The organism is Rhizobium rosettiformans, assembly GCF_016806065.1.
GTDB lineage: Bacteria > Pseudomonadota > Alphaproteobacteria > Rhizobiales > Rhizobiaceae > Allorhizobium.
In genome coordinates this window covers 4,123,496-4,137,454 of sequence record NZ_CP032405.1, presented here as the reverse complement: position 1 = coordinate 4,137,454, position 13,959 = coordinate 4,123,496, and the positions used below count along the sequence as shown (strand labels likewise).

Sequence of the window (13,959 nt, the reverse complement as noted above, 5' to 3'; positions counted from 1 at the left end):
TGTATGGCAGATCAGCATCTGAAGGCAACCGACTGGATGATGGTCCGGCAGATGATGAATGCAGCCATCGACTTCTGCGAGAAGGTCGAGGCTTCCGGTTGCCGCGAGAGTGATCGTTCCGCGACGACTGTCGTCAATGGTCAGGCCGTCAGCGTGCAGGATGTGCTGGCGAGCGCATGGACCTATCCGGAGACCATGCGCTACGCGATCATTCGTCAGCGACACGAAGCTGATGACGATCTCGCCTATGTGCCCGAGACCGCCCGGATACTCAAGGCGATGGCGGAGGCTTGCGCTGAACTCTGTGGAGCGAAGGCCGGCGCGGCCGAGGCGGCGGGTGTCGCTGGCATGCTCGCATGGTTCCAGACCCATGCGGGGGATACCCTGGAGTCCGCTATTGCCAAACGGCGCGCCGAGCGCTGAGCAACGGCGCTCGTCAGAATGCCGTTTCTTCGGGAATCCGCGCGATCACCTTAATCTCGAAATCGAAGCCGGCGAGCCAGGTCACGCCGACCGCCGTCCAGTTCGGATAGGGCGGGGCGGGAAAGACTTCTGCCTTGACCTTCATGATCGTCTCGAACTGGTTTTCCGGATCGGTGTGGAAGCTGGTGACGTCGACAAGGTCGGCAAGTGAGCAGCCGGCGGCGGAGAGTGTCGCTTCGAGATTGGCAAAGGCGCGGCGGACCTGGGCCTCGAAGTCCGGTTCGGGTGTGCCATCATCGCGGCTGCCGACCTGGCCGGAGACGAAGAGCAGGTCGCCGGTGCGGATCGCGGCGGAGTAGCCGTGCTCTTCGTACAAGGCGTGGCGGTTTGCGGGGAAGACGGGTTCAGGCTTGGTCATGGCTATCCTTTCGGGCATGCGACATCGTTCCGCCCACGGGTGGGTCGGTGAAATGCCGCTTGGCTGCAGGCTAGAGATTTCATATACGTTGCGTATGTAGGTTTATTCGCATACGGGTCGTATGTCAAATCCATATACGTAATGTATGTGAAATCAGGAGAATGGCGTGAAGCGCGCACGATCGGAAAGCATGGCGGAGAATCGCGTCAAGCTGATCGCGGCTGCGCGTAAGGCCTTTGCGGACAAGGGCTTTGCGGATGCCTCCATGGATGCGCTCACCGCAGAGGTTGGGCTAACGCGGGGCGCTCTCTATCATAACTTCGGCGACAAGCGCGGGCTGTTCGCCGCCGTAGTCGACCAGATCGACACCGAAATGGCAGGGAGGGCGAAGCGGCATGCCGCGGCGGCCGGCGAGGGGTGGGATGCGCTGTTCGCTGAGGGGGCAGCCTATATCGAGATGGCGCTTGATCCGGAGGTGCAGCGGATCGTGTTGCTCGACGGGCCGGCGGTGCTCGGAGACCCCTCGCAATGGCCGAGCCAGAATTCCTGTCTGCAGGTGACGCGCGAGGCGATCGAAGCATTGATGGGGCAGGGCGTCTTGAAGCCGGTCGACGCCGAAGCGGCCGCCCGGCTGATCAGCGGCGCAGCACTCAATGCCGCCATGTGGATTGCCGCAAGCGCAGAGCCAGAAAAGGTCTTGCCAAAAGCGCAGGAGGCGTTTCGGGCATTGGTCGAAGGGCTTCTGGCTCGGTGAGGGGCATCGTGAAACACAGGTGAGGCGGTTACCTCACTTGCCCTTCTTCGCCTTCACGCCCAGTGCTTCCGCTGAGATCCAGAACACCGCGTCTTCCTCTTCCGTCGTCTCGACCCAGAGGAAGTCCAGATCCGGAAACTCGGCTTCGAGGATATCCCGGCCACGGCCGATTTCGCAGAGCATGCCGCCGCCCGGGTTCAGATGCTGTGGCGCTTCAGTAAGCAGAGTGCGCACGAGGTCGAGGCCGTCTTCGCCGCCGTCATGGGCCATGGCGGGTTCGGCGCGGTATTCGGCCGGGAAGGCGTCCATGGCCTCGTGGTCGACATAGGGCGGGTTGGTGATGATCAGGTCGAACTTGCGGCCGGCGAGCGGGGTAAAGAGATCGCCCTGGTGCAGCGTCAGCTGGTCTTCGAGGCCATAGGCCTGGCGGTTCTTTTCGGCGACCTCAAGCGCATCGGCGGAGAGATCGACAGCATCGACTGATGCCAGCGGGAAGAAACGCGTGGCGAGGATCGCCAGGCAGCCGGAGCCGGTGCAGATGTCGACGACGCTTTCCACCGCGAAAGGATCGGGCAGGAAGGTCGAGCCGAACTCGCCGCCATATTCGTTGAACAGGATCTCGCCGATATGCGAGCGCGGCACGATCACGCGTTCGTCGACGAAGAAGCGCAGGCCCTGGATGTAGGAGCGGCCGGTGAGATAGGCAGAGGGCTTGCGAGTCGTAACACGCGTCTCGATGCGCTCGGCGAGCAGGCGACGTTCTGGGGCTAAAAGCTTGGCGTCAAGGAAGGGGTCGAGCGTGTCGATCGGCAGGTCGAGGCTGTCGAGCACGAGGAAGGCTGCATCATCGACGGCATTGTGGGTACCGTGGCCGTAGCTCAGTTCAGCGGCATTGAAGCGGGAAATGGCATAACGCCAGTAGTCGCGCAGGGTGACGAGGTCGGTGATGATGTCGTGGCTCATGGCGTTATCCGGTCGTTTGCGCAGCTATCGGCTAAAGGGGCGGGGCAGGGCGCTTGTTATGTGGTCAGTCACCCTTGGGGCCGAACAGCTTCTTCAGCATGTCGGCCATCGGGCCAGTTTCGGGAAGCTTCTTCGGCTGGTTGAAATTGCGGGCCTGATGGATGTGGGACTGAGCCGGTTTTGGAGCCTTCGGTGCTTTCGCGGGCTTCTCGTCCTCGGCCTTAGCCCCGGTGGCCAGTGCCAGCTTGTTCATCAGTTGCGAATCTTCACCGCGCACCAGCATCTCGGCGTTGTCGGCGAGCGCCTCGAGCAGCGGATCGAGCCATTCGGCGTCCACCTTGGCGAAATCGCCGAGAACGTGGTTGTGGACCTTGGACTTGTCGCCGGGATGGCCGATGCCGAGGCGCAGGCGCCGGTAGTTCAGGCCGCAATGGGCGTCGATCGACTTGATGCCGTTGTGGCCGCCATGGCCGCCGCCGGTCTTGATGCGCGCCTTGCCGGGCAGGAGGTCGAGTTCGTCATAGATCGCGACAACGTCTTCGGGGCCGAGCTTGTAGAAGCGCATGGCTTCGCCGACGCTTTCGCCAGACAGGTTCATGAAGGTCTGCGGCTTGATCAGCATGACCTTCTCGCCGGCGAGCGTGCCTTCCGAAATCTCGGCCTTGAATTTCTTAGCCCATGGCGAGAAGGCATGCCGACGCTGGATCGCGTCGACCGCCATGAAGCCAATATTGTGCCGGTTCTTCTGATACTGCGCACCGGGATTGCCGAGGCCGGCCAGGATGATCATCGCCGAGGCTCCGTCTTGAATTCCTTTGCCTTTCCCGACAGCGAAACGGCGCGAAAGTCAAGGCTGATGTCGGCCCCGGTCAGGGTTTGGCGGCGACCTGGCCGAAATTCGAATAGCGCAGATCGTAGGTGTCGAAGATCTCGGTCTGGGTACCATCGGCGATCAGCTTGTCGAGCGCGCCCTGCATCCGGGCCAGCAGATCCTCAGGGAAATTGACGTTACAGGCGATGGCGAACTTCTGCTCGGAGAACACGAACTGGGCTTCTAGGTCGACGCCCTTTTCCTGCAGCTCGATGTAATGCTGCTCGGAGATCGGCATCAGGTCGATCCGTTTGCTCTCGAGCTTCTTCAGCGTGAGCTTCAGGTCGGTGGCGAGGTCGATCTTCGGAAAGCCCTCATTCTCCAGCAAGGTCTGGGTGTAGTCGTTGCGCTGGGTGCCGACGATGTGGAGCTTGGCCTCTTCGATGTTGGCGACCTTTATGCCGGAGTTCTGGTGGGAGACCATGAAGTTGCGGCCAACCGCAATCGGCTCCACCCATTTGAAGCGCGTGTCCCGCTCCGGGATATGGGCGGTGGTGAAGACGCAGTGCATCGGTTCGCTCTCGGCAAGCGCGATCGCGCGGGCCCAGGGCATCATTTCGATGGTGTAACGAACGTTGATGTCCTTCATCATCAGAAGAACCTGGTCGTAACCGGCTCCGCGGATTTCGCTTCCCACCCTGAAATTGTAGGGCGGGTAATCTTCCGTGGTAAAATGGACGATGTCTGCGGCGGCGACCGGGGCCGCCGCAAGTGAAAGCATGATTGTATAGACTTTCATTGCGGTTCCCTCTTTCTGATGATGTCAGCCTGCGGACACCTTTGGCAGGTTGGTCGGGGCGGACAGGGCGAGTTCGATCAGCTTCGGCAGCGGCTGCGGGCGGGCGAAGTGATAGCCCTGGCCGTAGTCGACGCCGAATTCTTCCAGGATGCGGCGCTGTTCGTCCGTCTCGATGCCCTCGGCAACGACCGTGCATTCCATCTTGTGAGAGATGGCTGTGATGCCTTCGACGAGCATGCGGCTCTTGTGGCGGAGTTCGGGTTCGTCTTCGGTCAGCGATCGGATGAAGGACTGGTCGATCTTCACGATGTCGACGGGGAAGCGGTTGAGATAGCTGAGCGAGGAATAGCCCGTGCCGAAATCGTCGAGCGCCAGACGATAGCCGTAGCGGCTGAATTCATCGAGGATGGTGCGGATCTGCGGATTGTCGTGCAGCAGCGTCGCTTCGGTGATCTCGATGACAATCCGGCGCGGTTCAATGCCGAAATGGGCAGTAAGGGCTGCCAGCCGTACCGGCAGCGAGGCGTCGAACTGCAGCGGCGAGAAGTTGACGGCGAGATAGGCGTCGTGGTTGCCGGTGGCCGCGCTCAGGCGGGCGAGATTGGAAAGCGCCTTCTCAAGCACATGGCCGCCTAGGCGGCTGATCGCGCCGGTTTCTTCTGCGACGCAGATCATTTCGGCCGGAGGCACGATCCCGCGCTGGGGGTGAACGAGGCGCATGAGCGCCTCGTAGCCGACTGTCCGGCCACTCTCGACCTCGACGATCGGCTGGAAGAAGGCATCGAACCAGTCTTCCTTCAGACCTTCCTCGATATCGCGCTCGATCTCCGCCCGACGGCGGGTGTGATCCTGGATCTGCGGATCGTAGAGCTGTGCGCCGTTCTTGCCGTCGCGCTTCTTGCTGTACATGGCCATGTCGGACTTCTGCAGCAGCTCGGCGGCATTGGCCGCATGGCGCGGATAAAGGGCGATGCCGATGCTGGCGCTCAAGCGCACGGTGGAGCCCTCGATCGACATGGGGTCGACAAAGATGTCACAGAGCGCACGGCTGATCCCGGTCGCCACGTCTTCGATCGCGACACCGCGCAACAGGATGGCAAACTCGTCGCCACCAAGCCTTGCTGCGATTGCGCCCTTCGGAAGCTGTTCCTGCATGCGCTCGACAAAGAGGCACAGCACGAGGTCGCCGGCCTGGTGGCCGAGATTGTCGTTGATCCACTTGAAGCGATCGAGATCGACGAAAATGCAGGCGAGCTCTTCGCCCGCAGCGTCGGTGGCGGCGATCTCGCTGTCGAGGGCCGTTTCAAAGCCCTGACGATTGCGAAGGCCGGTCAGATGGTCCGTGATGGCCTGGCGGTGGTTGCGCTCTTCGGACTGCTTGAGCGCGGTGACGTCGGTCATGACCGAAAGGGAGAGGTCTTCCTCGGCGCCCTCGATCTTGCGGTTCGCTTCGGCAATGAGAACGTCCATCACGATGCCGTCGGCGCAGACGAATTGGGTCGTCGCTTCCAGCACGTCGGCGATCGAGCGTGTCTTCTTGCGCTCCAGATAGGCGGCGCGCGCTTCCGGCGGCACCAGTTCGATGAAGCGGCGGCCGACGATCTGCTGGCGTTGGTAGCCGGTGGCGAGCAGCCAGTAGTCGCTGACGCCGGTGATGCGATCTTCTTCATCGAGCGAAAACAGCATGGCCGGCGTGGTGTTGTAGATATCGGTCGCGCGGCGGTGGGCGAGACGCAACTCGCCTTCTTCCTGCTCGAGCTTGATCTGCATGGCGTTGAAGCTGCGCGCCAGACGGCCGATCTCGTCGTTGGACTGCCAGTCTACATGGTGGCGGGAGCCCAGACGGCGGGTCGCCTCGATGGCGGCGGTGAGCTTCAGGAGCGGTTTCATCACCATCAGACGATTGCCGATGATGGCTGCGCCGACGACGCCGATGACTGCCAGCATGAAGATGCCGATCAGCATCACCTCTGCCTGGCGCAGCGAGGAGAAGATGTCGATCCGGCTGTAATAGATGGTGATGGTGCCGACCAGCTTGGGACCTTCGACCGCGCGGTAGAAGATCTCGCGGGTGATCGATTCCAGGCCGTTTTTCGGCCATTTCGGCAGAGCCGGCATGGAGACGGCAATGCCGCCCGAGACGTCCTTGACGTTGACGCGGCTGACGGGGCCGTTCGAGACGATGGTCGCGGTAATCTGTTCGACGCTTTCCTGGTCGAAGTCCCAGAGCGGCTTGGCCAGCGCCTGGGCATTGGCGGCGAGCAGGATATCGAGGTTCTGCTGCAATTCGTTGGAGGCGCGTTCTGTCGCCAAAGACAGAAACAACGCGAAGAGCGGTACGACGAGGATAAAAATCGTCGTTCCCACGATCGCCAGGAAGCGGCTCTCCACCGAACGGGTCATCAGCGGTCCGCCTCAAGCGGCGCGGGATGATGCGGCATGCTGCTCAATGCTCCCTCACGCAGTAATTGAGAGGGAGCGTTTCACGAAATACTTTAAACTTGCCTAAAGAGAAATAGTAGGATTCGAGTCTCTGCTACTGCAGCGCGAAAGCAACAAAAAAGCCCACCCCGCAAAGGGTGGGCTCCATCCATCAAATGGATCAGATCGATCAGGCTTCAGCCGAACCTTCTTCTTCTTCTGCAACGCCAGCCGCCGGAGCGACGATCGTTGCGATCGTGAAGTCGCGGTCAGCGATGACCGGGGTCACGCCCTTCGGCAGCTTGACGGCCGAGATGTGGATCGCGTCGCCAACCTTCAGGCCGGCGAGGTCAACCGTGATCGCTTCCGGAATGTCGGAAGCCGGGCAGTGCAGTTCAACTTCGTGACGAACGATGTTGAGAACGGCGCCGGTCTTGATGGCCGACTTCTCTTCGTTGACGAAGTGAACCGGAACCTGAACCGAGACCTGGCTGTTTGCCGAGACGCGCAGGAAGTCGACATGCATCGTGAAGTCACGAACGCGGTCGAGCTGGTAGTCCTTCGGCAGAACGCTGATCTTCTTGCCATCGAGATCGATGGTGGCGATCGTGGTCATGAAACCGCCGGCATGGATGCGCTTGGTGATCTCGTTCGTATTGATCGAGATCGCAATCGGGGCCTGCTTGTCACCATAGATGACAGCCGGGATGAGACCGTTGCGGCGAAGTTCGCGGGAGGACCCCTTACCTACCCGTTCGCGTGCTACGGCCTTGAGCTCGTAAGAAGCGTGGCTCATGGCTTTACCTTTCAAGTTACTGGAGAGCCCTGGCGGCTGTTATGCAATGCCAGAACCGGAGACCGTTGCCGGTCCCATCCACATTGCCTCCAAGGGTGTCTGTGCGGATCGGGCGCCTATAGACCAGATGTGGCGCAATAGCAAGGTTTTGCGGGAGAAACAGCCGTATGACGCGCTTGTGATCCGACTGCTCGCCAACACGGTCTGAAACACAACTTGATAACCATGCGCGGTGAGCATTTGGAAATTGACCATTGATAGATTTGACCGTCAATTCGAACTGGTTTTCGCCCATGCTCGCCGTTCTATCCTGCATCGCCGTCGATCACGACCCGGTTTCACTGGTCGCAGCAGTCCTTATCTGTGTGTTGGGATCACTTCTCACAATGCGCCTTTTCAGCCGCGTTCGCAGCACACGGGGTCCGGCGCGTGCGAGCTGGATTGCCCTTACGTCCATCATCGGCGGTTCATCCATCTGGACGACGCATTTCGTTGCCATGATGGGCTACGAAGCAGACGCTCTCGCAGGCTATGAGCCGACCGCGACGCTGCTTTCGCTGGTGCTCGCCATCGTGATCACGGGCATGGGTCTCTTCATTGCCGCAGTGACCACGCGCAGCCTCCTCATTGAAGCCGGTGGAGCGATCGTCGGTGCTGGCATTGCATCGATGCATTATGTCGGCATGTCTGGCTATCAGGTTCAGGCGGATCTGCATTGGAACATGAACTACGTCTGGGCCTCTCTGGTGGCAGCCGGACTGTTCGGAGCCCTTGCCACCAATCGCGTGGCCCGGCCGGTCACGCGATTCTGCCGTTATGGCGGTGGCGTCGCACTCGTGCTGGCAATTGCGTCGACGCACTTCATCGGCATGACAGCATTGACAGTCGAGCCTAACCTTGGCGCCTCTTTGCCGGCGAACATGCTGCCCGAAAGCGTGATGACGGTCGTGCTGATCTTCGTCACGCTGCTGATCTTGGCGATCGGTGCGATGACCTATGTCATCGACCGCCAATCGAACCGCTCGGCGGTCGAGCGCTATCGCCAGCTGTCGCTGCATGACGCGCTCACTGGCCTGCCGAACCGCATGGCGTTCCTGGAGCGTCTCGGGGACCTCATGGATCGGCCGGCTGCGCGCAATGATCGCATCTACATCTTCTCCTTCGATCTCGACCGTTTCAAGGAGATCAATGACGTGCACGGCCACGCGGCAGGTGACCACGTGTTGCGTGTGGTTGCCGAGCGCATGTCGGCCAGCCTGAAACCGGGTGAATTCGTGGCCCGCATCGGCGGAGATGAATTCATTGCGGTCAGTCCCCGGTTGTTCACCGCAGGTGCTGCCGAGTCCTTTGCACGGAGCATCATCTCCGAACTGGTGTCGCCGATCCAATGGAAGGGACTGACACTCTCCGTCGGGACAAGCATCGGGGTGACAACCTTTCCAGACGGCGCCGATGACATCGACGATCTTATGGCCCAGGCGGATATTGCCATGTACCGCGCAAAGTCGACCGGCTCGAACAATGTCTGCTTCTACGACCAATCGATGGACCAGGCCGCACGCGAGCGGAGCGCGCTCGCCATGGACATGCGGGCCGGCTTCCTGCGCAACGAGTTTCACCTCTATTTCCAGAAGCAGAACGACACGCAGACCGGCGAGGTGGTCGGTTTCGAGGTTCTGTTGCGCTGGTCTCATCCTACACGCGGCATGGTTCCGCCGTCCGAATTCATTCCGATCGCGGAGCGGACCGGTTTCATCGGTGAGCTCGGTGACTGGGTGCTGCGTCAGGCCTGCCTGGAAGCCGTGCAGTGGCGCAATCCGCTCAAGATCGCCGTGAATGTCGCGCCCAAGCAGCTGGCCAATTCAGCACTGCCCGAGCGCGTGCGCGAAATCCTCAATGAGTCGGGTCTCGATCCGGCGCGCCTCGAACTGGAGATCACCGAGTCCGGGATCATTGATGACCAGCAGCATGCACTGCATATCATCCGCCAGCTGAAGGCGATTGGTGTCAACATCGCCATGGATGACTACGGCACGGGGTATTCTTCGCTTTCGACGCTGCAGCTCTTCCCCTTCGACAAGATCAAGATCGACCGAGGCTTCATCGACAGCGTGGTGGAGAACCGCCAGTCGGCCGCTATCGTCCGCTCGACGCTCATTCTGGCCCAGAGCCTCGACATTCCCGTGCTGGCAGAAGGCGTCGAGAATGCGGAGCATCTGCGCTTCCTCCAGGAGGAGGGATGTCAGCAGGTTCAGGGCTTCCTCTATGGCAAACCGCAGCCGCTCTCGGAACTGCAGGATATCGTCAATCCCGAGATGTCATCGGTGCCGAGCGGGGAAGAAGCTCTCAAGCCCGGCAGCGCTGCCGATATGGCGGCCTGAGCGTTCGAAATAAACGTGTTTTGAAAGTGTCGCAGATTTGCGCCATTCCGGGCGACGAAAAGTTGGCTGATCATTTGCCGGTTATATGAGCGATTGCCTCTGGAGCCGGAAGGCGCATACTGCAGCCCGTGCTTTGGGAGGAGCAGATGCGTCAGGATCTCAGACATTCCGAACTCGTGTATTCGACGGCGCAGAAGGCATCCGCCGCTGTGACCTCGCCGGTTGCTGCCTCGTGGAGCCGTTGCCTCAACCTTTACCACCTGCAACCCGAAGAGGCGCGCAAGCCGGTGCTGGTCGACGAGGCGATGTATCGCGAAGCGCGCGAGCGCATGGAACGGCTGATCGGTAGCTCCGCCGACGAGGTGGACCGGCTCTATCAGCTGGTCGGAAAATCCGGCTGTTGCATCATTCTCGCCGATCAGAACGGCATCGTGGTCGACCGGCGTGGTGCGCCCGGTGACGACGTCGAGTTCCAGGCGCTGGGGCTGTGGCAGCAGACGCTATGGAGCGAGGCGAGTGTCGGGACAAACGGGATCGGCACGGCGCTGGCCGACGAGCGCGCCGTCGTTATCCACCGTGACCAGCATTTCATGAGCGCAAATATCGAGCTCTCCTGTGCGACGGCACCGATCCGCGACCATCTCGGCCGGCTGACGGCAGCACTCGATGTTTCCACCTGCCGCAACGATGTCTCCGACATGACGCTCGCCGTGCTTTCCCAGGCTGTGCGCGATGCCGCAGCCCGGGTCGAAAGCAATCTCTTCCGCCAGGCATTTGCCGGCGCGCGCATCGTCATTGTGCCCCAGGCGAACTCCTTGTCCGCATTGATTGCGGTCGATGGGGACGACCTGATCCTCGGCGCGACCAAGGCGGCGCGTCTTGCCCTGAAGCTCGATGACGGGCTGATCGCGCAGGGGCTTCCGGCTGCCGATGCGCTGCGCGAGACGCGCGGCGAAGCGACCAGCGACCTCGAGGATGCCGAGCGCGCGGCACTGCGCCGGGTTCTGTCACGCACCAATGGCAATGTCTCCCAGGCTGCCCAGATGCTCGGCATCAGCCGCGCGACCCTGCATCGGAAGATGAAGCGCTTCCAGCTTCACTGACGGGCCGATATGTGTCGCATTCCTGAAACACAGTGCGCTGCAGCACTGTTTCGCGCCACTATCTCCTGCACCGGAACGCAGCAATCATCCTGCCATCGGGACCCGAGGAGGGGTCCTTTCACAGGGAGGATGACAGATGAACATTCAGGTCCAGACGATTGCGGCTTCGCCGTTCAAGCTGAAATACGGTAACTTCATCGGCGGCGAATTCCGTGAGCCGGTCAATGGTCGCTACTTCGAAAACACCACGCCGGTCACCGGCGGCAAGCTCTGCGACATCGCCCGGTCCGATGAGCACGATATCAACCTCGCGCTTGATGCGGCCCATGCCGCCAAGGACAAATGGGGTCGGACGTCCTCGACCGAACGCTCCAACATCCTGATGAAGATCGCCCAGCGGATGGAGGACAATCTCGAACTGCTCGCCCGCGCCGAGACCTGGGACAATGGCAAGCCGCTGCGCGAGACCATGGCGGCCGACATTCCGCTCGCCATCGACCACTTCCGCTATTTCGCCTCCTGCATCCGCGCCCAGGAAGGCACGATCGGCGAGGTCGACCACGACACGATCGCCTATCACTTCCATGAACCGCTCGGCGTCGTCGGTCAGATCATTCCGTGGAACTTCCCGATCCTGATGGCGGCCTGGAAGATGGCGCCGGCACTGGCGGCCGGAAACTGCGTCGTGCTGAAGCCGGCCGAACAGACCCCGGCTTCGATCCTCGTCTGGATTGAACTGGTCGGCGATCTCCTGCCGCCGGGCGTGCTCAACATCGTCAATGGTTTTGGCCTCGAAGCCGGCAAGCCGCTCGCCACCAGCCCGCGCATCGCCAAGATCGCCTTCACCGGCGAGACCTCGACCGGTCGCCTCATCATGCAATACGCATCGCAGAATCTGATCCCGGTGACGCTGGAACTGGGCGGCAAGTCGCCAAACCTCTTCTTCGAGGATGTCATGCGGGAGGACGATGACTATCTCGACAAGGCGCTCGAAGGCTTTGCGATGTTTGCGCTCAACCAGGGCGAGGTCTGCACCTGCCCGAGCCGCGCGCTGGTGCATGAAAAGATCTATGACCGCTTCATGGAGAAGGCGCTGAAGCGCGTGGCCGCGATCCGCCAAGGCGATCCGCTCGACATGTCAACGATGATCGGCGCGCAGGCATCCTCCGAGCAGCTGGAAAAGATCCTGTCCTATATGGATATCGGTCGCCAGGAGGGCGCCGAAGTGCTGATCGGCGGCGAGCGCAACAATCTCTCGGGCGAACTGGCCGGCGGCTACTACGTCAAGCCGACGGTGTTCAAGGGCCATAACAAGATGCGCGTCTTCCAGGAGGAGATCTTCGGGCCTGTCGTGTCGGTCACGACCTTCAAGGACGAGGCGGAAGCGCTCGAAATCGCCAATGACACGCTGTACGGCCTCGGTGCTGGCGTGTGGAGCCGCGATGCGAATACCTGCTACAACTTCGGCCGTAACATCCAGGCCGGTCGCGTGTGGACCAATTGCTATCATGCCTATCCGGCCCATGCGGCCTTCGGCGGCTACAAGCAGTCGGGCATCGGTCGCGAGACACACAAGATGATGCTCGACCATTACCAGCAGACCAAGAACATGCTGGTGTCCTACAGCCCGAAGGCACTCGGGTTTTTCTGAGGCCCTCCCCAGGGGCGGTGTCCGCCAATGCCGCCCCGATACCCCCTCTTCCTGCTCTCGACCAGGAGGAGGGGTTCTTTCGTTCTGACAACAGGAGGAGGGCAGATCATGACCAATGGAGACCAGCCGCGCGTCGCCGCAACCGACGCCGCACTCGCGTTTCTCGCCGAAATCAAACAGGATCATCCCGAGATCCTCTTCCACCAGTCCGGTGGATGTTGCGACGGGTCTTCGCCGATGTGTTATCCGGTGAGCGACTACCGGGTCGGCGAAACGGATGTGAAGCTCGGCGAGATCGGCGGAGTGCCGTTCTATATCAGCGGCAGTCAGTATGCGGTCTGGGCGCATACGCAGTTGATCATCGACGTGGTGCCGGGGCGAGGGGGCATGTTCTCGCTCGACAATGGCCGTGAGCGGCGTTTTCTGACGCGCTCTCGGCTGTTTGACGGTGGCGAGGTGTGCCCGCTGCCGGAGATGGCCCGTTCTTCCGGCACCACTTGATCAGCGCAGGCCGACGGCCTCGCAGGCGGCATCGATGACCGCAAGCTTGACGGCCTGCGTGGCGAGATATTCCTGGAGGAAGTCGCGGGAAATCCACATGATCGAGCGACCGCGATTGCCTTCCCAGCCGACACTGCCGATGGCTTCTGCTTCGCGCAGCTTGCGCGTCAGATGCGTGCGGGAGAGCCGGAAGTTTTCCGCAAGTTCCGGCACGGAGCGCACCTGTGTGGGCACGCGTTCGACTGCCGGATCGACCGGGGGAACGCCCAGCATCAGCCAATCCATGACGATGCCGCCATTGTTCAGCCAGGTGAACAGCGACCAGGTCTGAGGCGGTGTGCGGATTTCCTGCGAGACCATGGCGCGGCTTGTGATCTCCGGATGCAGCCGGGCGAGGATCGCCTCGTCCGCCTCGAAGGCATCCAGCCTGTTGCCGCCGTCCAGCCGATCAAGACTGGTCAGGTGAATGAAGACCCAGCGTCGTGTGGCCGCGATCGTGATCGGTGCCGGCACGAAGGGACGGTTGCGGCGGTCGGGCGCCTGGCCGTGCTGGGCAATGCCGTAGACCAGCATCTCCTTGATGAAGGCGTCTGCGGTGTTGACCGATGATATGTCCAGCGTCTTCACCTGCTCCAGGTAGCGGGCCATGAGAATGACGGGTTCCGGATTGCCGCGGGCGACCTCCTGGAAATAGTGGCTCATCGCCAGATGACCCAGTAGCCAACGTTGTTGGGTGCCGAACACGGCGGCAAGCCTCGGGCTTTCCTCATTGACGCGCAGCAAGGCCCTGGACTGGTCCTGGACCGTTTCGTGCAGATCTGGATTGGCCAGAAGTTGTTCAACCGAGAGTGACATCAACTCACGCGCAAAAGCCGGGGTGCCGGGTCCGAAAGGAAGTATTGCGGGCGAAGCTGTATGCAAAGCAAAGACCGCGTGCA

At 61.3% G+C, this 13,959-nt stretch carries 14 protein-coding genes; 7 read left to right on the top strand and 7 right to left on the bottom strand.

Translation table 11 applies throughout. The annotated features are described in order from the left end of the window. Nucleotides 1–3: 3 nt before the first annotated feature. Nucleotides 4–423: a hypothetical protein gene (locus D4A92_RS20365; RefSeq protein ID WP_203016927.1), complete on the top strand. Its 420-nt coding sequence runs from the start codon at nucleotides 4–6 to the stop codon at nucleotides 421–423. 13 nt (nucleotides 424–436) lie between these two features. Here D4A92_RS20365 and D4A92_RS20360 read toward each other — a convergent pair whose 3' ends face one another. Beyond that, nucleotides 437–841: a RidA family protein gene (locus D4A92_RS20360; protein ID WP_203016926.1), complete on the bottom strand. Its 405-nt coding sequence runs from the start codon at nucleotides 839–841 to the stop codon at nucleotides 437–439. Between the two features lie 190 nt (nucleotides 842–1,031). Between D4A92_RS20360 and D4A92_RS20355 the strand changes: the two genes are divergently transcribed. Further along, nucleotides 1,032–1,595 carry a TetR/AcrR family transcriptional regulator gene (locus D4A92_RS20355; protein ID WP_203020071.1) on the top strand — a complete coding sequence of 188 codons (564 nt, stop codon included), beginning with the start codon at nucleotides 1,032–1,034 and terminating at the stop codon, nucleotides 1,593–1,595. A gap of 33 nt (nucleotides 1,596–1,628) precedes the next feature. On the opposite strand, the gene prmB is transcribed toward D4A92_RS20355, so the two are convergent. From prmB to D4A92_RS20330, 5 genes are all read right to left on the bottom strand, one after another. Beyond that, entirely contained in the window at nucleotides 1,629–2,558 is a 930-nt protein-coding gene (gene prmB, locus D4A92_RS20350; protein WP_203016924.1) for a 50S ribosomal protein L3 N(5)-glutamine methyltransferase, read from the bottom strand. Nucleotides 2,559–2,622: 64 nt separating this feature from the next. Further along, nucleotides 2,623–3,348 (bottom strand): aminoacyl-tRNA hydrolase, encoded by a 726-nt coding sequence (gene pth, locus D4A92_RS20345; RefSeq protein WP_203016922.1) that lies wholly within the window; start codon nucleotides 3,346–3,348, stop codon nucleotides 2,623–2,625. 79 nt (nucleotides 3,349–3,427) lie between these two features. Then, nucleotides 3,428–4,168, bottom strand: a complete 741-nt coding sequence (locus D4A92_RS20340; RefSeq protein WP_203016920.1) for a substrate-binding periplasmic protein — start codon at nucleotides 4,166–4,168, stop codon at nucleotides 3,428–3,430. Between the two features lie 24 nt (nucleotides 4,169–4,192). Further along, complete coding sequence (locus D4A92_RS20335) at nucleotides 4,193–6,571, bottom strand: EAL domain-containing protein (RefSeq protein ID WP_203016918.1); 2,379 nt, start codon at nucleotides 6,569–6,571, stop codon at nucleotides 4,193–4,195. Between the two features lie 208 nt (nucleotides 6,572–6,779). After that, nucleotides 6,780–7,385 carry a 50S ribosomal protein L25/general stress protein Ctc gene (locus D4A92_RS20330; RefSeq protein WP_203016916.1) on the bottom strand — a complete coding sequence of 202 codons (606 nt, stop codon included), beginning with the start codon at nucleotides 7,383–7,385 and terminating at the stop codon, nucleotides 6,780–6,782. On the opposite strand from D4A92_RS20330, the gene D4A92_RS20325 reads away from it, so the two are divergent. From D4A92_RS20325 to D4A92_RS20305, 5 genes are all read left to right on the top strand, one after another. After that, complete coding sequence (locus D4A92_RS20325) at nucleotides 7,384–7,593, top strand: hypothetical protein (RefSeq protein WP_203016914.1); 210 nt, start codon at nucleotides 7,384–7,386, stop codon at nucleotides 7,591–7,593. The genes D4A92_RS20330 and D4A92_RS20325 overlap by 2 nt on opposite strands. An 85-nt stretch (nucleotides 7,594–7,678) precedes the next feature. Further along, nucleotides 7,679–9,766 carry a putative bifunctional diguanylate cyclase/phosphodiesterase gene (locus D4A92_RS20320; RefSeq protein WP_203020069.1) on the top strand — a complete coding sequence of 696 codons (2,088 nt, stop codon included), beginning with the start codon at nucleotides 7,679–7,681 and terminating at the stop codon, nucleotides 9,764–9,766. A 146-nt stretch (nucleotides 9,767–9,912) separates the two neighbouring features. Continuing rightward, complete coding sequence (locus tag D4A92_RS20315; RefSeq protein ID WP_203016912.1) at nucleotides 9,913–10,869, top strand: helix-turn-helix domain-containing protein; 957 nt, start codon at nucleotides 9,913–9,915, stop codon at nucleotides 10,867–10,869. 136 nt (nucleotides 10,870–11,005) lie between these two features. Beyond that, nucleotides 11,006–12,520: an aldehyde dehydrogenase gene (gene adh / locus D4A92_RS20310; protein ID WP_203016911.1), complete on the top strand. Its 1,515-nt coding sequence runs from the start codon at nucleotides 11,006–11,008 to the stop codon at nucleotides 12,518–12,520. Between the two features lie 108 nt (nucleotides 12,521–12,628). Beyond that, the gene (locus tag D4A92_RS20305) at nucleotides 12,629–13,021 is read left to right on the top strand and encodes a DUF779 domain-containing protein (protein WP_203016910.1); all 393 of its coding nucleotides are present in this window, start codon (nucleotides 12,629–12,631) and stop codon (nucleotides 13,019–13,021) included. Here D4A92_RS20305 and D4A92_RS20300 read toward each other — a convergent pair whose 3' ends face one another. Then, nucleotides 13,022–13,876: a hypothetical protein gene (locus tag D4A92_RS20300; RefSeq protein WP_203016909.1), complete on the bottom strand. Its 855-nt coding sequence runs from the start codon at nucleotides 13,874–13,876 to the stop codon at nucleotides 13,022–13,024. It abuts the gene before it with no gap. Nucleotides 13,877–13,959 lie beyond the last annotated feature (83 nt).